Raw genomic sequence first — 21,737 nt, forward strand, 5'->3', positions numbered from 1 at the left:
CGGCGCAAGACGGCGAATTGGCCGGTTTGCCCCGCTCAATTCGAGGCGCCGATGCGCTCCAGCACCCGCATCGAGAAATCGACCGCCTTCACGTCCTTGGTGAGCCGGCCGATCGAGATGCGGTCCACACCGGTCGCTGCGATCTCGCGCACCTGCTCGAGCTGCACGCTGCCGGACACTTCGAGCAGCGCGCGTCCGGCGTTCAGCGTGACGGCCTGCCGCATCAGCGGCAAGGTGAAGTTGTCCAGCATCACGCTGGTCGCGCCGCAGTCCAGCGCCTCGCGCAGCTGATCGAGGGTCTCCACCTCGATCTGGATGTCCACGCCGGCATTCAGCGCCGCCGCCTCGCGCAGCACGGCTGCGATGCCGCCGGCCGCGGCGATGTGGTTCTCCTTGATCAGGATGCCGTGCCACAGTGCGAGCCGCTGGTTCTGCCCGCCGCCCACGCGCACCGCGTACTTCTGGGCCTGGCGCAGGCCGGGCAGGGTCTTGCGGGTGTCGAGGATGGCGCAGCCTCGCGGATGAGGCGACGCACCGGCGATCGCGTCGACATGGCGGCGCGTGATCGTCGCGGTGGCGGACAGCAGCTGCAGGAAGTTGAGGGCCGGACGCTCGGCCGACAGCAGCGCGCGGGCGCGGGCCTGGATGGCGCACACCGTCGTCCCCGCCTGCATGGCTGCGCCTTCGTCAGCACGCCATTCGATGCGCGCGTCGGCATCGAGGGCACGGATGCAGCCGTCGAACCAGTCGCGTCCGCACAGCACCGCGTCCTCGCGGACGAGCACACGCGCCTTGACAACTTGCCCCGCCGGCACCAGCTCGGCGGTCCAGTCGCGGCGGCCAAGGTCCTCCATCAGCGCATCGCGGATGTTGCGCTCGCGTGCCTGTTCGAGCGTCTCGTCGTGGTCGAAGGACTTCATGCCGCGCCGATGTTCTTCACCAGCCCGGGCTTCTGAGTGGCGCCTGGATTGCGGGCGACGAAGTCGAGCATGCGTTCGATGCAGCCGAGTGCCTGGCCGCGGATCGGCTCGTCGACGACGATCTCGCCGCTGCCTTGCTCCAGGCACTGCACGACGCCTTGCAGCGCGTTCATCGCCATCCAGGGGCAGTGGGCGCAGCTCTTGCACGTGGCGCTGTTGCCGGCAGTGGGGGCTTCGATCAGCGTCTTGGTGGGTGCGAGCTGGCGGATGCGATGAAGCAGCCCGTTGTCCGTGGCGATGATGAAGGTCTGCGCGTCGCTCTTGAGCACGGCCTGCAGGATCTGCGAGGTCGAGCCGACGACGTCGGCCTGCTCGACCACGCTCTTCGGCGACTCCGGATGCACCAGCACCTTGGCGCCGGGATGCTGCGCCTTCAGCAGGTCGAGCTCGAGGCCCTTGAATTCGTCGTGCACGATGCAGGCGCCGTTCCACATCAGCATGTCGGCGCCGGTCTCGTCCTGGATGTAGCGGCCGAGGTGCCGATCAGGCGCCCACAGCACCTTCTGTCCCTGCGCGTCGAGGTGCCGCACGATGGCCAGCGCGCAGGAGCTGGTCACCATCCAGTCGGCACGAGCCTTCACGGCGGCGCTGGTGTTGGCGTAGACGACGACGCTGCGGTCGGGATGGGCATCGCAGAATCGTGCGAAGTCCTCGGGCGGGCAGCCGAGGTCGAGCGAGCACGTCGCTTCGAGGTCCGGCATCAGCACTCGCTTCTCGGGACTGAGGATCTTTGCCGTCTCGCCCATGAAGCGGACGCCCGCGACGACCAGTGTCCGGCTCGCATGATCGCGGCCGAAGCGTGCCATCTCGAGCGAATCGGCAACGCAGCCGCCGGTTTCCAGTGCGAGGTCCTGCAGATCGCCGTCGACGTAGTAGTGGGCGACCAGCACGGCGTCGCGCTGCTTCAGAAGCTTGGCGGCGCGCTGTTTCCACTCGATGCGTTGCGCGGGGTTCAGCGGCTCGGGAACCTTGGCCCAGGCGTGCGCGGTGCAGCTGGCGCCGGAAGCGTCCTGGCGGGTGTAGTCGAAGAGGACTTGGCTCATGGAGCCGGGAATGGTAGCCCGGTTCGGCGCCGGGGAAGGGCGGATCGAATCGCCCTTTCCCAGGCGCGGTCGCGCTCTACAGCAGGCCCTTTTCCACTTCCATCAGCTTGTAGCGGGCCAGCGCGAGGTTGGCACGCTGCTTGTCGAGCAGGGCCATCAGGAACAGATCGGGATGCCGGGTGACGGTGCGCAGCACATGCTGGCGCTGTGCCGCGCTGACCATCACCTCGTCGATCTGGTCGGGCAGGCCCATGTTGCGGGCGGCCAGGCGATGGGCGCGAAGCACCTGGGCGCTGGCCGCGGCCGAGAGGTCGAGGTCGGCGGGCTGGTCCTCGCGGTTCTCGCGCGCCAGCACCAGACCGGTCGTGGCATCGACCACTGCGCAGCCGAGCAGGCCCTCGATGGCCAGCATCTCGGCCAGCGCCTCGCGTGCGCGAGCCGGGTCCAGCGCATGGTGGCTCACCCGCATGACGGGCTTGCCCGGACGGAGCCCCGGCGTGATGGAGGCCCGCAGCGCCGGGGGCGGCTCGCCGGCCGCGGCGTGCAGGTCGGCGACCTTGATGGGGTAGTCGGTCGCGCCCATGGAGGTCTCGGGCGGCTCCCAGGACGGCTGCGTTTTCACGTGGTTCCACATGCCGAGCATGGCGTTCCACACCGAGGACGCGCTGGTCATCGATTCGTTGAGCACATGCACGTGCAGGCGCTGCGGCCAGCTCACGGCGCTGATCTTGTTGGCGATCCACACCGCATTGGGCGGGAGCATGAACAGCAGGTTGGGGCAGCGCCAGGTGGGCAGGGCGGTGTATTCGAGCAGCGAGATGAGCAGCGCATCGATGGCGTGGGGCTGCATGGGCCCGATGATCACCGTCGTCATGTGGCTGCGTTCCATCAGCGCGACCGGGATCTCGGCGTTGTCGCGCCCAGGGGCGCGAACGTCGGCGTGGTAGATCTTCAGCGTGTCCTCGTGGCGCCGCACGAGGGTGGTGCGCTCGATGGTGGCGAGGGTGCGCAAGGTGGTCTGCTCACGCAGGTGCAGCCGCTCGATGGGACGGCCGCCGGCATCGGACAGCGCCTTGATCACCGCCGACGCCCAGATGCCGACCGGGTCGAGCAGGGTGATCAGCCGGCTCGCGGTTTCGAGGTCGGCGCGGGTGGTGGCGAAGTGCTCGCGTATCGCCTGCGCCGGCGAGCCACTGACGACCAGGTCGTGCTGGTGCCGGTCGACCATCTGGCCGCGTTCGTTGACCTCGGTGGCCATGCTTTCCAGGATGGCAGTGGCCGCGAAGCCCTGGTCGGGCGGCTCGGAATCGGAACGCGGCTTCCTGGGGCTCGGCGGGCCGAGATCTCCAAACAGCGAGGTGAGCATGCGGTCTCCCACGGGTCTTTCAGCGGCCCGCGGCGGCAGGCCATTGCAGTCTAGATCAGCGTGGCCAGCCGGGAATACCCGGACGTGCAACCGGTCGTTGCAGCCCTCTGAACGGCGGTATGTGGAGCCTTTCCGGGGCAAGCCCGGCTCAGCCGAAGAACCGGCTCGGCGGCGCGCCGACGGACCGCCGCACCATGGCGCTGAAAGCGCTGGGGCTGGCGTACCCGAGTTCGGCGGCGATGGTGGCCATCGGCAGCTTGCGCGCCGCCAACGCGAGGGCCCGTGCCAGCAGCACCTGCTGCCGCCATTGCAGGAAGGTGGTGCCGAGCTGCTGGCGGAACAGGCGCGCGACGGTGCGCGTGCTGGCGCCGGAGTCGCGCGCCCAGCCGTCCAGCGTCGCGTGCCGCGTGGGGTCGTCCAGCACCGCTTCACACAGCATGCGAAGCCGCTTGTCGGCCGGCAGGTCGACGCCCAGGCGCACCGGGCGGGCGCGCCGCAGCTCGTCGAGCACCAGTGCGCCCAGGCGCCGCTCGCGCTCCAGCTCGTCGGCGACCAGCGCGGCGGCGCCATCGGCACGGATGTCCATCGCCATCGCGAGTGCCCGCAGCAGGTCCGACACCTCCAGCACCCGGCATTGCTTCCAGGCGGGCGGCGGCGCCGGATCGTCGTGCAGGTACAGCGTGCGCAGATCCGCGTCTTCGATCACCGTCACGGCATGCTCGACACCCGGCGGAATCCACAGCGCCCGCGACGGCGGAACCAGGTAGGTGCCGTGCTCGACGGTGAGCCGCACTACGCCGGTGGCCGAGATCGCCAGCTGACCCCAGGGATGGCAGTGCGGCACGACCCGGGTGTCGGTGCGCAGCCGATGCTCCTTGGCGCGAACCGGCCGCCGCGCGGTGGGTCGGTACAGGTGCGGTGTCAGCGGGCCGATCGGCGTCGGGGCCAGGAGGGTCTTCATTGGCGCGATCTCGACAGAACTTGTCGACCTATCGTAATCGCGCCGCCCGAGCCCTGCCTACCATCGGGAGATGAATTCGACCTCCCTGCCGGCCCCTGGGATGCGCCAGGACGCCGCCGTCATCGGTCTCGTCGGCCTCGCGCACGGGATCAGCCACTTCAGCCAACTCCTGCTCGCCCCCTTGTTCCCGTGGCTGAAAGAGGCCTTCGGGGTGAGCTACGCCGAGCTGGGATTGCTGATGACGATCTTCTTCGTCGTCTCGTGTGCGGTGCAGGCGCTGTCCGGCTTCGTCGTCGACCGATTCGGGCCGCGGCCCATCCTTTTCGGGGGGCTCGGGCTGCTCGCAGCGGCCGCCTTCGGCTTCGCCGCCAGCACCCACTACGCGATGCTGGCGCTGTTTTCGGTGGTGGCCGGCGTGGGCAACGGGGTGTTCCACCCGGTCGACTACACGCTGCTGAACCGCAAGGTCCACCCTTCGCGGCTGGGTCACGCCTTCAGCGTGCATGGCATCACCGGCAGCCTCGGCTGGGCGCTGGCGCCGGCAATGCTGGTGCCGCTGACCCTCGCCTTCTCGTGGCGCGTGGCGCTGTCCTGCGCCGGGGTGGTGATCCTGGCCGTGCTGGCGCTGCTGTGGATGCAGCGGGCGCCGCTGGCGCTGGAGATGGCGCCGGCCCGCAAGGCCGGGGCGCACGGGAGCGTCGAAGGCCGCTTCGACTTTCTCGGCATCCCGGCCGTCTGGATGTGCTTCGCCTTCTTCCTGTTCTACGCCATGGCGCTGAGCGGCGTGCAGGCCTTTGCCCCGGAGGCGGCGCGGCTGCTGCACGACGTGCCGACGCAGGTCGCCGCGGTGTGCCTCACGGTGTACATGGTCTGCGCGGCCGGCGGGATGGTCGTCGGCGGCTTCCTCGCCTCCGACCCGGCGCGCTGCGAGCGCATCGTCGGCGCGGGATTCGGGGCGGCGGCGCTGGTCGCGCTGCTGCTCGGGTTTGCGGCGGTGCCGGCGGCCATGGTGCCGGTGCTGTTCGGGGCGATGGGCTTCGGCGCGGGCATCGCCGGGCCTTCGCGCGATCTGCTGGTCAAGCGATCCTCACCCGACGGCGCGACCGGACGGGTGTACGGCATCGTCTACTCGGGTCTGGACATCGGGCAGGCGGTCGCGCCGCTGCTGTTCGGCACGCTGATGGACCTGCATCGGCCGGCCGAGGTGTGGCTGGGCATCGCCGTGGTCCAGGCGGTGCTCGTGGTGAGCGCCTTCAACGTGCGGCGAGCGCGACGAACCGTCATCGCGTCCGTCCATCCCTAGCTTCCTCCCCCAACATGCGGGGGAGAGAAGCAATCCCATGGGCCTGAAATGGCTTGAAGATCGCACGTCTGCAGCCCGCCGACCGGCAAGGAATGGCCCGCACGAGCGAGGCAGGGCGCAGGGAGGATCAGTCGATGTTGTTGCTCTGGAAACACTTGGTCGGTGTATTCGTCGCGGCGCGGCATGCCGACGGATGGCTCGACGCCTGCGTTCGCTTCATCGGCGCGGCACGCGCCGTGTTCACGTACCGCAAGCACCGAGAGCTGCTGGCCCTCGAAATCGTCGACAAGTACGTCAGCGACGACGGCCAGGGCGATGCGCTGTTCCACATCAGCCACCGGCACTACCTGTCCACCGAGTTGAGCTTTCGCGAGCGCATCGACTGCGCCCTGACGCACTACCGCTACGAGGGTCAGAGCTACACCGCCGCCTACAAGGAGGCGGTGTATCACCACCAGGGCCTCACGCTGTGGTCGCGCCGTGTCGATAGCCGGCGCTATGCGCTGGTGCTGCGGGCGACCACCGACCTGCGCCACGAGGGAGGCATCAGCGTCGTGCTGCTTGCCGACGGCCACTGCCTCAACGAGATGTCCTTCGCCTGGGTTCCGGGCGAGCTGCTCGGCCTGGACCGCGACGTGGTGCCGTTCATCACCCGCAACCAGTCGGCGCACCACGACACGGCGCCCGTCGTGCAGTTCCGCCAGGACTTCCCGCAGAACTCGCCGTCCTACTTCTGCCTCGCGGCCATGCACGGCATCGCCGAGGCGAACGGCAAGCCGCACCTCGCGGGCATCCGGCACGACTGCCAGATTGCGTTCGACGAGCGCTACGCGTCCAGCTTTCGCAGCTCCTACTGCGACTTCTGGAAGTCGTTCGGCGGCGTGGAACAGTGTCGCCAGGCCTATCTGATGCCCGTGCCGCTGGTGCCGCCGCCGCTGTCCAGCGTCAAGGCCAAGCACCGCGGACGCGCCATCGAGCGGCGCCGCCATTGGTCGGAGATCTCCTCCGGCGCCGCCGCCATCGCCGCGCTGTACGTGCGGGACAGAAAGAACCGCAACGCGGGTGCCGGCGCGCACGTTCTGCACCACCTCATGCCGCACCTGTCGACGCTGATGTCGCTCGCGATGGTGTTCTGATCACACCGCACAGCGGTGGCGCTCGATGCAGGTGGCGAGCACCTCGCCGCCGTCGCGCTTCCACCAGTTCTCGCTCGAGAAGATCTCGACCTCGCTGTAGCCCGCGAACCCTGCGTCCTCGACCCAGCCGCGTATGCGCGGGATGTCGATGACGCCATCGCCCATCATCCCGCGGTCGTTCAGAAGGTCGCGGGTCGGCACCAGCCAGTCGCAGACGTGAAAGGCCAGCAGGCGCTCGCGACCGGCGCGGGCGATCTGCTGCTGCAGCTTGGGATCCCACCACACGTGGTACAGGTCCACGGCGACGCCCAGCGCACCGCTGCGTGAAGGATCGAGCGCATCGCACAGATCGAGGGCCTGCTCCAGCGTGTTGACGCACGCGCGGTCGGCGGCGTACATCGGATGCAGCGGCTCGATGGCCAGCGGCATGCCGACGTCTTGCGCGTATGCCAGCGTGGCGGCGATGCCGTCGCGCACCTCCTGGCGAGCGGCGGCAATGTCCTTGTGCTCGGGCCGCCCGGCGAGGGCGCCGGGCAGACCGCCGACGACCAGCACGAGACAAGGCGCGTCCAGCGTCTTCGCCTCGTCGACCGCGCGGCGGTTGTCCTCCAGCGCGAGCTGCCGGGCTTCGCGGGTCGATGCCGGAAACATGCCGCCGCGGCAATAGCCTGACAGCGCCAGGCCGAGGTCGCGGATCTGCCGCGCGACGGCTTGCAGACCGACCGCGGCCACCTGGTCGCGCCACGGCGAGATGGCGCGGATGCCGCGGCGCGCGCATTCGTCGACGATGCGGTCCAGCGGCCACTGTGCCCGCACGGTCGCCGTGTTGATGGAGAGCCAGCGATGGTCAGCGGAGAAGTCGCGCATCAGGATTCGATGCCGTGCAAGGCCAGCAGCGTCTTCATGCGCCGGGCCGCGAGCTCCGGCTGCTCGATGAGGCCGGCCGCGTCGGCCAGCCGGAGCAGCTCGGCAAAGTGGATCAGCGAGCGTGCGCTCTGCTGCCCGCCGACCATCAGGAAGTGGTCCTGGTGGCCGTTGAGCCAGGCCATGAACACGACCCCGGTCTTGTAGAAGCGCGTGGGTGCTCGAAAGACGTGACGCGACAGCGGCACCGTCGGCGCGAGGATCTCGTGGAAGCCGGCCTTGTCGCCCGATGCCAGCGCGGCGAGCGCAGCGCTCGCCGCCGGGGCGATCGCGTCGAAGATGCCGAGCAGCGCGTCGCTGTGCTGTTGCGTCGGCGCGGCGCCGACGCCGTCGCCGGCGATCAGCTCGGCATAGTTGAAGTCGTCGCCGGTGTACATGCGCACGCCGGGCGGGAGCCGGCGGCGCATCGCGATTTCCTTGTCCTTGTCGAGCAGCGAAATCTTGATGCCGTCCACCTTGTCGGCATGCGCCGCGATGACGGCGAGCGCCGTCTCCATCGCGGCATCGGCTTCGGCGTGGCCCCAGTAGCCGCGCAACGCCGGGTCGAACATGTCGCCCAGCCAATGCAGGATGACCGGCTCGCGCGCCTGGCGCAGCACGCGGTCGTAGACGCGCTCGTAGTCGTGCGGGCCGCTTGCGGCTCGCGCCAGCGCCCGGCTGGCCATCAGGATGAGCCGGCCGCCGAGGCGCTCGATCGCGGCCATCTGCTCTTCGTATGCGCGGATCACGTCGTCGACGCTGTGCACTGTCTCGGGCGCGAGGTGGTCGGTGCCGCAGCCCGATGCGATGCGAGCGCCCGGCATGTCGCGCGCCGCGTCCAGCGAGCGGCGGATCAGCTCCAGCGATGTCGGCCAGTCGAGACCCATGCCGCGTTGCGCCGTGTCCATCGCTTCGGCGACGCCCAGGCCCATGGACCACAGGCGCCGCCGGTAGGCGATGGTCGTGTCCCAGTCGATCGTGCAATCGAGCCACGGATCGTTGGCTGCGCGTGGGTCGGCCACGACATGCGCGGCCGAATAGGCGATGCGGTTGAAGCGCGGCTTCGCCGGTGCGGTCCACGGCGCGCGGCCGCTGAGCGTGTACGGCTGCAACCGCCCGTCGGCCTGGGGCATTTGCAGGACGAGGCTCATAGCGAAAGCTCCGGCACGTCGATCCAGCGCCTTTCCTTCCAGCTTTGCAGCGCCGCTTCCACCAGCTGCACGCCCTTCGCGCCTTCGGGCAGCGTCCAGCGGTAGGGCGCATCCTCGACCACGTGGCGGATGAAGTGCTCCCACTGCAGCTTGAAGCCGTTGTCGTAGACCTGCGTGTCGGGCACCTCCTGCCACTGCTCGAAGAACGGCAGGGTCTGCTCGACGTCGGGGTTCCACACCGGCTTGGGCGTGTTCACGCGCGACTGGCTGCGGCACTCGGTGAGCCCGGCCACCGCCGAACCGTGGGTGCCGTCGACGTGGAAGGTGACCAGGTCGTCGCGCCGCACGCGGGTGCACCAGGAGCTGTTGACCTGCGCGATCACGTCCTCTCCGCCGTGGCCTTGCAGCTGGAAGGTCGCGTAGGCCGCATCGTCGGCCGTCGCCTTGTACGGCTGGCCCGACTCGTCCCAGCGCTGCGCGATGTGGGTGGCGCCTATGCACGACACCGACTTCACCTCGCCGAACAGGTTGTCCAGCACATAGCGCCAGTGACACAGCATGTCGAGGATGATGCCGCCGCCGTCCTCGGCGCGGTAATTCCAAGACGGCCGCTGGATGGGCTGCAGGTCGCCTTCGAACACCCAGTAGCCGAACTCGATGCGCACCGCCAGCAGACGACCGAAGAAGCCGGCGCGGCGCAGCATGTCGAGCTTGCGCAGTCCCGGCAGGAACAGCTTGTCCTGCACCGCCCCGTGCTTGACGCCCGCCTGCCGGGCGAGTCGGCACACTTCCACCGCCTCGTTGAGGTTGGTGGCGATCGGCTTCTCGCAGTACACATGCTTGCCGGCCCGGATCGCCTGGGCGAGCAGGGTGGGACGCATCTGCGTGGTGCCGGCGTCGAAGAACACCGTGTCGCTTCGATTCGCGAGGGCGGCGTCGAGGTTGGTGCCCCAGCGCGCGATGCCGTGCTCCCGCGCCAGCGCTTCGATCTTCTCGGCATTGCGGCCGATGAGAATGGGGTCGGGCATGACGCGGTCGCCGTTGGCGAGCGGGACGCCGCCTTTCTGCCGGATCGCCACGATGGAGCGGATCAGGTGCTGGTTCATGCCCATGCGGCCTGTCACGCCGTGCATGATGATTCCGAGGGACTGGGTCGGCATGGAGGGCTCTCTTCAAAGGATGGGCTGCAGACTGCTCCACGATGGCGCAGCGGCGCTCGCGAAGCCGGGAACGTGCAGGGAGCGGAGATCGAGCAGGCCGTCGCGCACCGCAAGGCGGGGACGCGCGCCGCTGTCGTCGTAGAAGCCCGGATGGGCTTGCGCGAAGGCCTGGGCCTCGGGCGTCGGCGCGATGCCGAAGCCGTCGACGTAGTGATGGCCGTTGCGCTCGATGTGCGCGATGCCGAGGCTGGCGGCCAGCAGCGTGTCCTGCTGCACCGCGAGACCGGCCTGGCAGGTGAGGTCCTCGCCGGACAGCACCAGCCTCTGCGGCTCGCGGGCGACGCGCACCGCATTGCGCAGCGAGCGATACAGGCCCTTGCAGGCCTTGCTCGAGATGCCGCGGTAGCCGAGCGCCAGGCCCTCGTCGAAGCTGTCGTCGTGGTCGTCCGATTCGTCCAGGATCACGGGCACCGCGATGTCGAGCGCGGCGATCGATTCGCGCAGCGCGATGTGACGCGGCAGCGGCTGCTCCAGCAGGAGGATGCGGTGCATCAGCCCGCGCAGGCCCGGCTCGGCCCGCAGCGCCCGCCAGAAGGCGCCGAGCGACCCGGCATCGGCGAAGGTTTCGTTGCCGTCCAGCGTGACGCGGTAGTCGCCGGCCTGCGCGTCGAGCAGGCGCGCGATGCGGGTGAGGCGATCGATGTCGGCATCGAGGCGCCCGGCGAGCTTGAGCTTGAAATGGCGCAGGCCGTAGCGCGCGATGGCCGCTTCCAGCGTGGCGGGCAGGCCATCGTGCGGATCCGCGCCGGGGTCGGCGTCGACCAGCCGGTCGGCCAGGCCCACGGTGTGGCGCACCGCGACCTGCGCCGGCTCGTGCAGGCGCAGCCGCGGCGAATGCGGATCGCCCAGCACGCCGGCCTGCACGCCGCGGCTCCAGGGCAGGTCGGCGGCGCGCAGGGCCGCATCGGCCACCGCCTTGTCGAGCACTGCCTGCCCGAACTGCGCGGCGAGCCGCGGCAGGCCGAGCGCCACGCCGCGGCTGACCGCCGCTTCGCCGAGCTGGCGCGACAGCGCCCAAGGCGTGAGCGCGTCGCCCGCGCTGCCATAGGCTTCGGCGGCCAGCCGCAGCGCTTCGCGCAGCTGCTCGAAGTTCTGCTCCTGCGTCAGCGACGGCGACTTGTCGAACCACTTGGGCACCATGAGTTCGGCGCTGGCGCCGACCACGGTGCGGCCGCCGACGACTGCCTCGACGCGAACGAACGCCTGCGGGCAGCGTGTGACGGTGGCAGCGCCGAAACGGAACGGCAGGCGCAAGGTCACGGGCCGCTCGAAGAGGGCCACGTGGCGCAGCTTCAGCTCGACGGCGGTCATCTCACGCTCCCCAAGGCCTGCATCACGCCGCGCACGAAGCCGCCGCTGAAGGCGGCGCAGCCGATCGCGTCGGGGTGATAGTCGAAGGCCTCGACGGCCATCCAGCCGCGGTAGTCGAGCTCGCGCAGCGCCTGCAGGATCGGCACGATGGGCGTGTCGCCCTGGCCGGGTCCCCGGCGGTTGTGGTCGTTGAGCTGCACGTGCGCGATGTGGCCGCTGGGAAGGTAGCGGCGCAGCAGCGCGGGTGCGTCGTCGTCTTCTGCGTGCGAAGCGGCGCTGACGTCGAGCATGGTGCGCAGCGCCGGCGAATCGATGCGGTCGACCAGGGCGACCGCCTGCGCCAGCGTGTTGATCACCGGCGTCTCGAACGGCCCGAGCGGCTCGATGCAGTAGACGACGCCCGCCGCGCCGGCGTGCGGCGCGAGCTCGGCAAGACCGGCCTCCACCCGTGCGAGCGCGTCGTCGATGCTCTGGCCGGGTCCCGGGGCGCGCTGCGTCGGCGAGCCGTGGACCAGCACGTCCGCACCGCAGGCAGCGGCGAAGTCGACCAGCCGCTTGAGCACGTCCACCGTGCGTGCATGCTGTGCGGGGTCGGCCGTGGCGATCGACAGCCCGTCGGGCTTGGCGAGCAGCCAGTGCAGGCTGGCGAGCACGATGCCGTGATCGGCCGCGATGCGGCGCAGCCGCCGGCCGTCGGCTGCGCCGAGGCGCGAAGGGTCTTCCGCCAGCGTGAAGGGCGCCAGCTCGAGGCCGGCGTAGCCCAGCGCGGCGGCCGTCGCGCATTGCGATTCGAACGGCAGGTGCCGCAGCACCTCGTTGCACAGCGCGAGCTTCATGACACGGCCCTCCAGCGCACCAGCGCCTTTGCCCGCGACCAGCTTGCGTGGACCATGCGGTTGAAGGCCGGCACATACATCAGCATGGTGAAGATCGTGATGAAGGCGAGCAGCGCGCAGATCGGCCGTGCGAGGAACGGCGTGAAGTCGCCATTGGACAGCGTGAGCCCGCGGCGCAGGCTCTTGTCGAGGATGTCGCCCAGCACGAGGCCCAGCACGAACGGAGGAATCGGGTAGCCGTGGCGGCGCAGGAAGAAGGCGCCCACGCCGATGATGAGCATGAGGTACACGTCGAACAGGCGCGAGGCGATCGCGTACGAGCCGACGGTGCACAGCACGAAGATGACCGGCATGATGATCACGCGGGGGATGCGCACGATCGCCAGCAGCGGCTTCACGAGGAACAGCCCGAAAAAGAGCATGGCGAGCGTCGCCATCAGCGTCATCGCAACGACGTCGTAGACGAACTGCGGCTGGTTCACCATCAGCATCGGACCCGGCTGGACGCCGTGGATGATCATCGCGGCCATCAGCACGGCCGACGGAGCCGAACCGGGGATGGCGAGCGCGAGCGCCGGGATGATGCCGCCCGGGATGGACGCGTTGTCGCCGGTCTCGGCCGCGATGAGCCCCTCGACCGAACCCTTGCCGTACTTCTCCTTTTCCTTGCTGGCGCGCCTTGCTGCCGCATACGAGGACCATGCGGCCATGTCTTCGCCGACCCCGGGCAGGATGCCGACGTACACGCCGATCACGCCGGAGCGCAGGATGGTCTTCCAGTAGACCAGCACGTCGCGAAGTCGCGGCAGCACCGAGTCGACGGCATTGATGGTCGCGCGGCTGGCCGGCTCGGCCAGCACGGTGAGGATCTCGGAGAAGCCGAAGGCGCCGATCAGCGCGGGGATCAGCGACACGCCGCCTTCGAGGTCCTTGATGCCGAACGTGAAGCGGTTCACCGCGTGGATGCCGTCCTGTCCGATCAGCGTCGCGAACAGCCCGAGAAATCCCATGAGCCAGCCCTTGACCGGATCGGAGCCGGCGATGCTGCCGGACATCATCACGCCGAACAGCGCCAGCCAGAAGAATTCGAAGGCGCCGAACGCGAGTGCCACTTCGCCGAGCGTGGGGGTCAGCAGTGCCAGGCAGACCACGCCGAACAGCGAGCCGACCACGGAGCCGGTGGTGGCGATGCCCATCGCGCGGCCGGCCTGTCCCTGCCTGGCAAGCTGGTGGCCGTCGAGGCAGGCCGCCGCATTCGCCGCCGTGCCGGGGATGTTGAGCAGGATGGCCGTGCGGCTGCCGCCATAGATCGTGCCGACGTAGGCACAGATGAGGATCAGGATCGCGTCGTTGGGCGGCATCTTGATCGTCAGCGTGGTCAGCAGCGCGATCGCCAGCGTGGCCGACAGACCCGGCATGCAGCCGATCAGGATGCCGAGCAGCGTCGCTCCCAGCGCATACAGCAGCGGCCAGAACGATGCGAAGCCGAGCAGCGAATGGCCCAGCATGCGAAGGCCGTCAAGCATGGAACCGATGTCTCATGGGAATCCCTTCGGGGGCCGTGCGGGCTCAGGGAAGACGGACCAGGAACAGCTGCTCGAAGACGAAAGGCACTGCCAGGCCTGCGGCCACCGCGACCGCGGCGGCGACCAGGAGCCCGCGGACCACCTGCCCGCTGCGACGCCGTTCATGCCACTGCAGCAAGGCGATGTGCCCGAACAGGTACAGGATGGCCGCGACGCCGAACGGCACGCCGTGCCCCACCAGGCCAGCGGCGAAGCCGAGGCACAGCAGCATCGTCATCGCGATGCGCCGGCGTTCCCCGGGCTCGCCGGTCTCGGGCACCGAGACCTGCTTGGCACGGCGAATCCGCAGCGAGATCAGCACGCCAGTGGCCGCGATCAGCAGGCCCAGGATGCCCGGCAGAAGGCCGGGCGCGGCGAACCATTCGACGCCCTGCGATTGCAGACGCTCCGTGCGCAGTGCGCCGACGGTGATCGCCGCGCCGACGACGACCCACAGCGGCCCGTCGATCCGATCGGTCGACGGAGGAACGACGCGATCCTCGGACGCGGGCTCGAGCATGTCGATCGTCCTGCGTCAGGGCTTGGGAATGCCCAGCGTGTCGGGCGACACCTTGGCCTTGCCGGCGGCCTGCTGCGTCCAGGCGTAGGCCTGGATCGCAGGGAACACGGCCTTCTGCGCCTCCTCGCCCGCCACCGGGGCGAAGATGGCGCCCCGGTTCTGCGCGTACTTGACCATCGCGTCCGCCTTCGGCATTTGCTCGGCCCAGATCTTGTCGAGCGTGGCCGTCACCTCGGCCGGCACGCCCTTCGGCACGAAGATCCCGAAGTAGTTCACCGGGTCCTTGAAGCCCGGAATGAATTGCGACAGCGGCGGCACGGTGCCGTAGCCCTCGATCTCCAGCGGCTTGTCGCCGACGACCGCCAGAGGACGCAGGCGCTTGCCGCGGATCATCTCGGTCTGCTCGGCGGCGAGCTGTGTCGTCACCTCGGTCTCGCCCGCCACGGTGGCGACCACCGCGGGATTGCCGCCGTCGTAGGTGACGTGCTTGTAGGTGACGCCCGCGGCGCGCGACAGCGCCTCGATGGCCGCGTGGCCGCTCGAGTTGACGCCGGCCGTGGCCACGCTCACCTGGCCCGGCTTGGCCTTCATCGCTGCCAGCAGCTCGCCCATGTCCTTGTACGGCGCATTGGGGTTGACGCCGACGACCGCAATGTGCGCGACGGTGAGGTACATGTTCCAGTCCTTGGCGCTCGTGTCGAGCATGCCGAGGACCTTGTAGGTGCCGAGGTCCTTGGCCGCGCCGGCGGTCCAGGTGTAGCCGTCCTTCGGCGCCTCCAGCGCGCTCTTGCTGCCGATCGAGCCCGACGCGCCCGGCTGGTTGACGATCACCACCTTCTGTCCGAGGTGCTTCTCGATCTCCGCCGCCGCGACACGCGTGACCTGGTCGGTCGAGCCGCCGGCGGCCCAGGGCACGATGATGGTGACGGGCTTGGCGGGCTTCCATTGCGCCATCGCCGTCGAGCTCGCGACGAGCAGGGCGAAGACCGCGGCGGGACGGCCGAGCCGCCTGAGGGTGTGTGGAAGGAAGGTCATCGTGTCGTCTCCTGGTTGAACGGCCGTTTGCCGGCTCGAGTTAACGTTTCGGTGAATTGCCGCGGCCGCGTTCACTCGCGCAGCACATAGCCCATCACCACCTCGGTGATGTGCGACAAGCGCTCGGACAGAGCCTTCGGCGACATCAGGTCGCGGCCGAAGATGGTCGACAGCGTGTGGTTATTTGACAGGTAGAAGTACGCCAGGCCGGCGATCGAGATGTACAGCTGCACGGCATCGACGCCACCGCGGAACTGGCCGTCGCGGCGGCCTCGCTCGAGAACGTCGCCCAGCGTCTGGATCAGCGGCGAGTTCAACTCGCGGATGCGCTTGGATTGCCTGAGATGGCGCGCGCGGTGCAGGTTCTCGCTGTTCAGCAGCGTGAGGAATTCCGGGTGCGCGAGGTAGTGGTTCCAGGTGAACGCGACGAGCCGGCGCACCGCGTCGGCCGGGTTGGCAGTCTCCAGGTGGAGTGCGTGCTCGGCGTTGCGGATGTCGGCATAGGTCTGCTCCAGCACGCACAGGAACAGCGCCTCCTTGCTTCCGAAGTAGTAGTAGATGAGCCGCTTGTTGATGCCGGCGCGCTCGGCGATGCTGTCGATGCGTGCGCCGCCGAGGCCGCGCTCGTGGAACTCGCTCGTCGCGGCGCGCAGGATCTCCTGCTGCGTGCGGTCGGCGTCGCGGGTGCGAAGCTCGGCGACGGAGTCGGCGGGAGAGGCCATGGTCCACATAATTCACCGATTGGTGAATAGCGGGCATCCGGTCGAACCCGTACCACCCACCTACACTCGTTTCCATGACTGCGAATCCCTCACGACGTCTGGCCGGCCATGCCCTTGTCGAAGCTCTCGTCGCCCAAGGCGTCGACACCGTCTTCGGTGTTCCGGGCGAAAGCTTTCTCGCCGTGCTCGACGGCTTTCACGAGCATCGCGACAAGATCCGCTTCATCGCGTGCCGGCAGGAGGGCGGGGCGGCCTTCATGGCGGAGGCGCAAGGCAAGCTGAGCGGCCGTCCGGGGATCTGCTTCGCGACTCGCGGGCCGGGTGCCACCAACGCCAGCATCGGCCTGCACACCGCCTTCCAGGACAGCACGCCGATGGTCCTGTTCATCGGCCAGGTCGCGAGCGACCAGCGCGACCGCGAAGCGTTCCAGGAGGTCGACTACCGGCAGATGCTGGGACCCGGCACGCTGGGCTTCGCGAAGTGGGTCGGCGAGATCCAGGACCCGAACCGGCTGCCCGAGTATGTGGCGCGCGCTTTCCACACGGCGATGCAGGGCCGGCCCGGTCCCGTGGTCCTCACGCTGCCCGAGGACATGCTCACCTCGCCCACCGACGCACCGGTGCTGCCGCGCGCCGAGCCCGCGCTTGCCTGGCCCGCGCCCGGTGCGTTGCGAGAGGTCCGCACCATGCTGCTGGCGGCGCAGCGGCCGTTCGTCATCGTGGGCGGCAGCGGCTGGGACGCTGCAGCCTGCGAAGCGCTGCAGCGCTTCGCCGAAAGCTGGAAGCTGCCGGTCGGCTGCGCCTTCCGCTTCCAGGACCTGATGGACAACCGCCATCCGAACTACGCGGGCGACGTGGGCATCGGCATCAATCCGAAGCTCGCCACGCGCATCGCCGAAGCCGACCTGGTGATCGCCGTCGGCGCGCGTCTCGGCGAGATGACGACCGGCGGCTATTCGCTGCTCGCGCCGCCGCGGCCGGCGCAGAAGCTCATCCACATCCATGCCGGCGCCGAGGAGCTGGGCCGCGTGTACGCCGCCGACCTGATGCTGCAATCGGCGATGGCCTACGCCGCCAAGGCCCTGGAAACACTGACGCCGCCTCCCTCGCTGCCCTGGGATGCCTGGACCGCGTCCGCGCATGCCGACTACGAGGCCAACCTCGTCGGGCAGGAGGTCGAGCCGCTCGACATGGCCGTGGTCGTCAAGACGATCCAGCGCCTCGCGCCGCCCGACACGGTCTACACCAATGGCGCCGGCAACTACAGCGGCTGGCTGCATCGGTACTGCCGCTATCCCGGGCTGCAGCACCACGGCAGGACGCAACTCGCGCCGACCTCGGGCGCGATGGGCTACGGCGTGCCGGCCGCGGTGGCGGCGTCGCTGCTCTACCCGGATCGCACGGCGGTCAACATCGCCGGCGACGGTGATTTCCTGATGACGGGACAGGAGCTCGCCACGGCGACGCAGTACGGCGCGACCCGGCTGATCAGCATCGTCGTCGACAACGGCACCTACGGCACGATCCGCATGCACCAGGAACGCGAGTACCCGGCGCGGGTGAGCGGCACCGACCTGTTCAATCCGGATTTCGCGGCTTTGGCGCGGGCTTACGGCTGGCGGTCCGACACCGTGGTGAACACCGGGCAGTTCGAGCCCGCGTTCGCGGCCGCGCTGCAAAGTGGCAGGCCGACCTTGCTGCACCTGAAGCTGCCGGCGGACGTGATCACGAGCCGCACGACCCTGGCCGCCATTCGTGCGGGCGCACAAGCCCGGCGTGCGGGGTGACGACCGCTTGCCTCCACCGCCGACCTACGACGTCTTGCTGCCGCGGAGCATCAGCACCACGCCGACCAGCACGACGCCTGCGGCAATCCACTCGAAGGGCGTGACCACCTCGCCGAGCACGACCACGCCCAGCAGCATCGCGATCACCGGATTCACGAAGGTGTAGCTCGAGGCCAGCCCGGCGCTCGCTCGCGCCAGCAGCACCATGTAGGCGTTGAACGCGATCAGCGATCCGAAGACCACCAGGTACACCCAGGCCGCGACGGCGGCCGGCTGGGGCGGCCATTGAGGCGCCTCGCCATCGAGCAGCGACAGCGCCATCAGCACCAGCCCGCCGCAGATCATCTCGCTGGCGAAGCCCGTGGCGCCGGGCGCGAGCGGCAGGCTGCGCTGGCTCAGCACGCTGCCGGTGGACCAGGCGATGCAGGCGATCGCGATCGCCGCCAGACCCGCCGGCGATGCCTGGAAGCCGGCACCCTGCGTGAGCATCAGCACGCCGCCCAGACCGACGACGATGCCGGCCAGCTCGAGCCGGCTGGGCTTGACGCCGTAGAGCAGATTCAGCGCAGCGATCATCAGCGGCACGATGGCGATGAAGGCGACCACCAGCCCGGAGCCGACCGTCAGCTCGGCGTAGGCCGTGCCGCCCATGCCGCCGCCCAGCATCAACGTGCCGACGACCAGCGCGTTGCGCCATTGCCTGGCAGCCGGCCAAGGCGAACCGCGCCAGCGCATCCATGCCATCAGCACGGCGCCGGCGACCAGGAAGCGCGTGCCCATCTGGAAGAACGGCGGAAAGCTGAGCAGCGCGAACTTGATCGCGAGATAGGTCGAGCCCCAGACCAGCCAGGTGGCGGCGAGGCACAGCAGGAGCAGGCCCGACAGCGGCGAGCCGGAGGTGGAGCGGGCAGAGGCGATTGAACTCATGGCAGGCGGCCGGTTGATTGTTCGTTGTGGGCCGAATGGTATGAAGGCAAGGGGGTCTGAAGCCATAGGATCTTGAAGGTTTTCGGCGCAGAATGCCTGCCGTTTCCGGCCATGTGATCAGGTTCTGCCTTGAACATCGAAATCGACGCCCACGACACCAGGATCCTCGCCGAACTGCAGGCCGATGCGCGGCTGTCGATGGCCGAGCTCGGACGGCGAGTGCACCTGAGCCAGCCTGCGGTCACCGAGCGCGTGCGCAAGCTCGAATCGGCGGGCGTCATCACCGGCTATCGGGCAACGGTCGATCTCTCGCGGCTGGGCTACGGCATCCGCGCGATCGTGCGCATCGGCCGCGCGGAGTACCTGCGCATGGTCAAGGTCGTGCAGCAGACGCCCGAAGTCGTCAATGCCTACAACGTGACCGGAGAGGACAGCTGGGTCGTCGAGATCGCGGTCATCGACGTGGCGCACCTCGATGCGGTGCTCAGCAAGTTCTGCATGCTGACCGAGACGTCCACCGCGATCATCCTCAACGCCGTGCGCCAGCACCAACCCATGCCGCCGGCACGGCGCGAGGAGGTCAAGCCGGCTCGAAAGCGCGCTCGCGCGTGACGCGCGCATGGCGCGCCGCCCGTCGCCGCGTGTTACCAATGACGACTCACGGCGCGGGGCGGCCGCACTACCATCGAGGAACGCCATGACCACGCCCGACTTCAGCACCTGCGACCTGTGCGACCTGCACAAGAACGACGCCAGCGGCGCGTTCCGTGTGCTGCCGCCGGTGTTCCGCGACTTCGGCGCGCGGCGCCGCTTCGCCGGCCCGGTGAGCACGCTGCGCTGCTTCGAGGACAACTCGCTGGTGAAGGCGGCGCTGGAGGAGGCGGGACGACATCGCGTGCTGGTGGTCGATGCCGGCGGCTCGATGCGCCGGGCGCTCGTCGGCGGCAATCTCGCTGCGGCGGCGGTGCGCAACGGCTGGGCCGGCATCGTCGTGCACGGCTGCGTGCGCGACAGCGCCGAGCTCTCGCAGGCCGAGGTCGGCATCCGCGCACTGGCGCTGATGCCGCTGCCCACCGAGAAGCGCAACACCGGCGAGCGCGACGTGCCGGTGCAGATCGCCGGCGTGTGGGTGCGGCCGGGCGACTGGCTGTACGCCGACGACGACGGCATGGTCGTGATGGCCGAACCGGCCTGACACTCCTTCCAGGGACTCGAGATGAACATCCGCGAGTTCGCCGAGCACACCGGGCTCACTGCCCATACGCTGCGCTACTACGAGCGCGTCGGCCTGATGGGCCAGATCGGGCGCGAGGCCAACGGCCATCGTGTCTACGGCCCGCAGGATTCACAGTGGGTCACCTTCCTGCACCATCTTCGGCAGACCGGCATGTCGATCCGCGACATGCAGCGCTACTGCTCGCTTCGCGAGCAGGGCGACGCCACCCTGCAGGCGCGGCTCGCGCTGCTGGAGCGCCATTCCGACAAGGTGGCCGCCCAGCTGCGCTCGCAGCACGAGCATCTCGCGCGGCTGCGCGAGACCGTCGCGGCCTACCAGACGCGCCTGCAGCGCCAGGGCCCGCGCGTCGCAGAGGCTGCGGCTACGGCCTCACCAGCTCGAGAAGTCGATCCAGCCCACCGTCGTTGATCGCGACCATCGCCTGCTCGCGCACCTTGGGCTTGGCGTGGTAGGCCACCGACAGGCCCGCCACGCTCATCATCGGCAGGTCGTTCGCGCCGTCGCCGACGGCGATCGCCCGGGTCGGCTCGATGTGCAGCTGGGCGCAGGTGGTCAGCAGCATGCGCTTCTTCTCTTCGCCGTCGCAGATGTCGCCCCAGGGCTGGTCGATCATCGCGCCGGTGAGCGCCCCGTCGTGCACGCCGAGCACATTGGAGCGCGTGAAGTCGATGCCCAGCCGATCGCGGATGCGGTCGGTGAAGAAGGTGAAGCCGCCCGACACCAGCAGTGTCTTCAAGCCGGCCGATTGCGCCGCGCGCACCAGCGTTTCGGCGCCGGGGTTGAGCTGCAGGCGCCGCTCGTACACCGCATGCAGCGCGCTCACCGGCACGCCCTTGAGCAGCGCCACGCGCTGGCGCAGGCTCTCCTTGTAGTCGGTGATCTCGCCGCGCATTGCCGATTCGGTGATCGCGGCGACCTCAGCCTTGCGACCCGCGGCCGCCGCGATCTCGTCGACGCACTCGATGTTGATCAGCGTCGAGTCCATGTCGAGCGCGAGCAGGCGGAAGTCGGCCAAGCGAAGGGGCGGCGTGAAGCCCCGGACGACGAGGCCGGGAGGGGACGAGGCGGACATGGGCGGGACGGCGAAGGAGGGAGTCGGATTCTACGGTCGCACCCCGCCGGCCCAGTCGGTGCCTGGCGGCACGGTCACCGCGTCCTGTCGACCTTGCGGTGGGCCTGCGGCACGAGCATGAGGGCGGCCGAGCCGTAGTACTTGTGATACTCGGCGACCATCTCGCCCTGGATGACCACGGGGTCCGTGGCCACGTGCCTGCGCGCCTCCTCGATGTCCGCCACGGCGAGGACGAAGAGGCCGCGCCACCCGTCCACGCCGTCCAGCGGCCCCGCCAGCACGAGGGTTCCGTCGGCGGCCAGCCGGTCGATGTTCGCGAAGTGGCCCTTGAACATCTCGTCGCGGTCCCTTCCGGCCGGCACGCGGTTCGGGCCTGTCTTCAGGATGACCAGGACATAGCTGCGCATGCCGCGCTCGTCCGCACCGACGGACTTCGCCAGCGCCTCGTCGTAGGCGGGGCCGGCGGGCGGGCCGGCCGCGTGCGCCTGGGCACACAGCGCCAGCAGGATCAAGCCGGTCTTCGACATGAACGCACGGAACGCGGACATCGCAGCCCCTTGCCTTGACCACCACACGGAGGAACGCCCCGGCGGCCTTGGGTCCGCCGGGGCGTGGGAGGGGTTCCCACCACCCTGCCGGCAGGGGGAACCGGAAGCCATGGT

At 69.5% G+C, this 21,737-nt stretch carries 22 protein-coding genes; 6 read left to right on the forward strand and 16 right to left on the reverse strand.

Features of this window, described 5'->3' with window-relative positions; translation table 11 throughout:
- Window positions 1–35: 35 nt before the first annotated feature.
- From nadC to P7V53_RS12050, 4 genes are all read right to left on the reverse strand, one after another.
- Window positions 36–920, reverse strand: coding sequence for a carboxylating nicotinate-nucleotide diphosphorylase (gene nadC, locus P7V53_RS12035; RefSeq protein WP_280155709.1), 885 nt, complete (start codon window positions 918–920; stop codon window positions 36–38).
- On the reverse strand, window positions 917–2,023 hold the full coding sequence (gene nadA / locus P7V53_RS12040) for a quinolinate synthase NadA (protein ID WP_280155710.1): 1,107 nt from the start codon (window positions 2,021–2,023) through the stop codon (window positions 917–919). Before nadA ends, nadC begins: the two co-directional genes overlap by 4 nt.
- Before the next feature lie 76 nt (window positions 2,024–2,099).
- Window positions 2,100–3,389 carry a hypothetical protein gene (locus tag P7V53_RS12045; RefSeq protein WP_280155711.1) on the reverse strand — a complete coding sequence of 430 codons (1,290 nt, stop codon included), beginning with the start codon at window positions 3,387–3,389 and terminating at the stop codon, window positions 2,100–2,102.
- A 148-nt stretch (window positions 3,390–3,537) separates the two neighbouring features.
- A complete protein-coding gene (locus P7V53_RS12050) occupies window positions 3,538–4,350 on the reverse strand; it encodes a helix-turn-helix transcriptional regulator (RefSeq protein WP_280155712.1) in 813 nt (270 codons plus the stop codon).
- Between the two features lie 70 nt (window positions 4,351–4,420).
- Between P7V53_RS12050 and P7V53_RS12055 the strand changes: the two genes are divergently transcribed.
- Window positions 4,421–5,653 (forward strand): MFS transporter, encoded by a 1,233-nt coding sequence (locus P7V53_RS12055; protein WP_280155713.1) that lies wholly within the window; start codon window positions 4,421–4,423, stop codon window positions 5,651–5,653.
- A 134-nt stretch (window positions 5,654–5,787) separates the two neighbouring features.
- On the forward strand, window positions 5,788–6,789 hold the full coding sequence (locus P7V53_RS12060) for a DUF535 family protein (protein WP_280155714.1): 1,002 nt from the start codon (window positions 5,788–5,790) through the stop codon (window positions 6,787–6,789).
- On the opposite strand, the gene P7V53_RS12065 is transcribed toward P7V53_RS12060, so the two are convergent.
- The 9 genes from P7V53_RS12065 to P7V53_RS12105 form a co-directional block, all read right to left on the reverse strand.
- Window positions 6,790–7,656 carry a sugar phosphate isomerase/epimerase family protein gene (locus P7V53_RS12065; protein WP_280155715.1) on the reverse strand — a complete coding sequence of 289 codons (867 nt, stop codon included), beginning with the start codon at window positions 7,654–7,656 and terminating at the stop codon, window positions 6,790–6,792.
- On the reverse strand, window positions 7,656–8,843 hold the full coding sequence (locus P7V53_RS12070; RefSeq protein ID WP_280155716.1) for a dihydrodipicolinate synthase family protein: 1,188 nt from the start codon (window positions 8,841–8,843) through the stop codon (window positions 7,656–7,658). The genes P7V53_RS12065 and P7V53_RS12070 overlap by 1 nt, the downstream gene beginning before the upstream one ends.
- The gene (locus P7V53_RS12075) at window positions 8,840–10,003 is read right to left on the reverse strand and encodes a Gfo/Idh/MocA family oxidoreductase (protein ID WP_280155717.1); all 1,164 of its coding nucleotides are present in this window, start codon (window positions 10,001–10,003) and stop codon (window positions 8,840–8,842) included. The genes P7V53_RS12070 and P7V53_RS12075 overlap by 4 nt, the downstream gene beginning before the upstream one ends.
- Before the next feature lie 12 nt (window positions 10,004–10,015).
- On the reverse strand, window positions 10,016–11,374 hold the full coding sequence (locus P7V53_RS12080) for a hypothetical protein (protein WP_280155718.1): 1,359 nt from the start codon (window positions 11,372–11,374) through the stop codon (window positions 10,016–10,018).
- A complete protein-coding gene (locus P7V53_RS12085) occupies window positions 11,371–12,210 on the reverse strand; it encodes a sugar phosphate isomerase/epimerase family protein (protein ID WP_280155719.1) in 840 nt (279 codons plus the stop codon). Before P7V53_RS12085 ends, P7V53_RS12080 begins: the two co-directional genes overlap by 4 nt.
- Window positions 12,207–13,736 (reverse strand): tripartite tricarboxylate transporter permease, encoded by a 1,530-nt coding sequence (locus P7V53_RS12090; protein WP_280155720.1) that lies wholly within the window; start codon window positions 13,734–13,736, stop codon window positions 12,207–12,209. The genes P7V53_RS12085 and P7V53_RS12090 overlap by 4 nt, the downstream gene beginning before the upstream one ends.
- A 43-nt stretch (window positions 13,737–13,779) precedes the next feature.
- The gene (locus P7V53_RS12095) at window positions 13,780–14,295 is read right to left on the reverse strand and encodes a tripartite tricarboxylate transporter TctB family protein (protein WP_280155721.1); all 516 of its coding nucleotides are present in this window, start codon (window positions 14,293–14,295) and stop codon (window positions 13,780–13,782) included.
- A gap of 15 nt (window positions 14,296–14,310) precedes the next feature.
- Entirely contained in the window at window positions 14,311–15,330 is a 1,020-nt protein-coding gene (locus P7V53_RS12100; protein WP_280155722.1) for a tripartite tricarboxylate transporter substrate binding protein, read from the reverse strand.
- Between the two features lie 71 nt (window positions 15,331–15,401).
- A complete protein-coding gene (locus P7V53_RS12105) occupies window positions 15,402–16,052 on the reverse strand; it encodes a TetR/AcrR family transcriptional regulator (RefSeq protein ID WP_280155723.1) in 651 nt (216 codons plus the stop codon).
- A 74-nt stretch (window positions 16,053–16,126) separates the two neighbouring features.
- Here P7V53_RS12105 and P7V53_RS12110 point away from each other — a divergent pair, with 74 nt between their 5' ends.
- Complete coding sequence (locus P7V53_RS12110; RefSeq protein WP_280155724.1) at window positions 16,127–17,839, forward strand: thiamine pyrophosphate-binding protein; 1,713 nt, start codon at window positions 16,127–16,129, stop codon at window positions 17,837–17,839.
- A 24-nt stretch (window positions 17,840–17,863) separates the two neighbouring features.
- On the opposite strand, the gene P7V53_RS12115 is transcribed toward P7V53_RS12110, so the two are convergent.
- Window positions 17,864–18,766, reverse strand: coding sequence for an EamA family transporter (locus P7V53_RS12115; RefSeq protein WP_280155725.1), 903 nt, complete (start codon window positions 18,764–18,766; stop codon window positions 17,864–17,866).
- Window positions 18,767–18,895: 129 nt separating this feature from the next.
- Between P7V53_RS12115 and P7V53_RS12120 the strand changes: the two genes are divergently transcribed.
- The 3 genes from P7V53_RS12120 (at window position 18,896) to P7V53_RS12130 (ending at window position 20,411) form a co-directional block, all read left to right on the forward strand.
- Complete coding sequence (locus P7V53_RS12120; RefSeq protein ID WP_280155726.1) at window positions 18,896–19,378, forward strand: Lrp/AsnC family transcriptional regulator; 483 nt, start codon at window positions 18,896–18,898, stop codon at window positions 19,376–19,378.
- Between the two features lie 85 nt (window positions 19,379–19,463).
- Complete coding sequence (gene rraA, locus P7V53_RS12125; protein ID WP_280155727.1) at window positions 19,464–19,961, forward strand: ribonuclease E activity regulator RraA; 498 nt, start codon at window positions 19,464–19,466, stop codon at window positions 19,959–19,961.
- A gap of 21 nt (window positions 19,962–19,982) precedes the next feature.
- A complete protein-coding gene (locus tag P7V53_RS12130; protein WP_280155728.1) occupies window positions 19,983–20,411 on the forward strand; it encodes a MerR family transcriptional regulator in 429 nt (142 codons plus the stop codon).
- Here the strand turns inward: P7V53_RS12130 and serB are convergent.
- Both serB and P7V53_RS12140 read right to left on the reverse strand, forming a co-directional pair.
- Window positions 20,365–21,075 (reverse strand): phosphoserine phosphatase SerB, encoded by a 711-nt coding sequence (gene serB / locus P7V53_RS12135; protein WP_280155729.1) that lies wholly within the window; start codon window positions 21,073–21,075, stop codon window positions 20,365–20,367. The two genes, P7V53_RS12130 and serB, sit on opposite strands and share 47 nt — an antisense overlap.
- Before the next feature lie 74 nt (window positions 21,076–21,149).
- Window positions 21,150–21,623, reverse strand: coding sequence for a YciI family protein (locus tag P7V53_RS12140; protein ID WP_280155730.1), 474 nt, complete (start codon window positions 21,621–21,623; stop codon window positions 21,150–21,152).
- Between the last annotated feature and the right edge of the window lie 114 nt (window positions 21,624–21,737).

The sequence above is a fragment of the Piscinibacter sp. XHJ-5 genome, from assembly GCF_029855045.1.
Taxonomy (GTDB): domain Bacteria; phylum Pseudomonadota; class Gammaproteobacteria; order Burkholderiales; family Burkholderiaceae_C; genus Albitalea.

Bases quoted from the DNA above. Each gene is read 5' to 3' on its own strand.
- P7V53_RS12100 (WP_280155722.1), bottom strand. From the start codon at position 15,330: ATGACCTTCCTTCCACACACCCTCAGGCGGCTCGGCCGTCCCGCCGCG.
- P7V53_RS12055 (WP_280155713.1), top strand. From the start codon at position 4,421: ATGAATTCGACCTCCCTGCCGGCCCCTGGGATGCGCCAGGACGCCGCC.
- P7V53_RS12105 (WP_280155723.1), bottom strand. From the start codon at position 16,052: ATGGCCTCTCCCGCCGACTCCGTCGCCGAGCTTCGCACCCGCGACGCC.
- P7V53_RS12065 (WP_280155715.1), bottom strand. From the start codon at position 7,656: ATGCGCGACTTCTCCGCTGACCATCGCTGGCTCTCCATCAACACGGCG.
- P7V53_RS12140 (WP_280155730.1), bottom strand. From the start codon at position 21,623: ATGTCCGCGTTCCGTGCGTTCATGTCGAAGACCGGCTTGATCCTGCTG.
- P7V53_RS12085 (WP_280155719.1), bottom strand. From the start codon at position 12,210: ATGAAGCTCGCGCTGTGCAACGAGGTGCTGCGGCACCTGCCGTTCGAA.
- P7V53_RS12130 (WP_280155728.1), top strand. From the start codon at position 19,983: ATGAACATCCGCGAGTTCGCCGAGCACACCGGGCTCACTGCCCATACG.
- P7V53_RS12060 (WP_280155714.1), top strand. From the start codon at position 5,788: ATGTTGTTGCTCTGGAAACACTTGGTCGGTGTATTCGTCGCGGCGCGG.
- P7V53_RS12090 (WP_280155720.1), bottom strand. From the start codon at position 13,736: ATGCTTGACGGCCTTCGCATGCTGGGCCATTCGCTGCTCGGCTTCGCA.
- P7V53_RS12050 (WP_280155712.1), bottom strand. From the start codon at position 4,350: ATGAAGACCCTCCTGGCCCCGACGCCGATCGGCCCGCTGACACCGCAC.
- P7V53_RS12095 (WP_280155721.1), bottom strand. From the start codon at position 14,295: ATGCTCGAGCCCGCGTCCGAGGATCGCGTCGTTCCTCCGTCGACCGAT.
- rraA (WP_280155727.1), top strand. From the start codon at position 19,464: ATGACCACGCCCGACTTCAGCACCTGCGACCTGTGCGACCTGCACAAG.
- P7V53_RS12070 (WP_280155716.1), bottom strand. From the start codon at position 8,843: ATGAGCCTCGTCCTGCAAATGCCCCAGGCCGACGGGCGGTTGCAGCCG.
- serB (WP_280155729.1), bottom strand. From the start codon at position 21,075: ATGTCCGCCTCGTCCCCTCCCGGCCTCGTCGTCCGGGGCTTCACGCCG.
- P7V53_RS12045 (WP_280155711.1), bottom strand. From the start codon at position 3,389: ATGCTCACCTCGCTGTTTGGAGATCTCGGCCCGCCGAGCCCCAGGAAG.
- P7V53_RS12080 (WP_280155718.1), bottom strand. From the start codon at position 11,374: ATGACCGCCGTCGAGCTGAAGCTGCGCCACGTGGCCCTCTTCGAGCGG.
- P7V53_RS12115 (WP_280155725.1), bottom strand. From the start codon at position 18,766: ATGAGTTCAATCGCCTCTGCCCGCTCCACCTCCGGCTCGCCGCTGTCG.
- P7V53_RS12110 (WP_280155724.1), top strand. From the start codon at position 16,127: ATGACTGCGAATCCCTCACGACGTCTGGCCGGCCATGCCCTTGTCGAA.
- P7V53_RS12075 (WP_280155717.1), bottom strand. From the start codon at position 10,003: ATGCCGACCCAGTCCCTCGGAATCATCATGCACGGCGTGACAGGCCGC.
- nadA (WP_280155710.1), bottom strand. From the start codon at position 2,023: ATGAGCCAAGTCCTCTTCGACTACACCCGCCAGGACGCTTCCGGCGCC.
- nadC (WP_280155709.1), bottom strand. From the start codon at position 920: ATGAAGTCCTTCGACCACGACGAGACGCTCGAACAGGCACGCGAGCGC.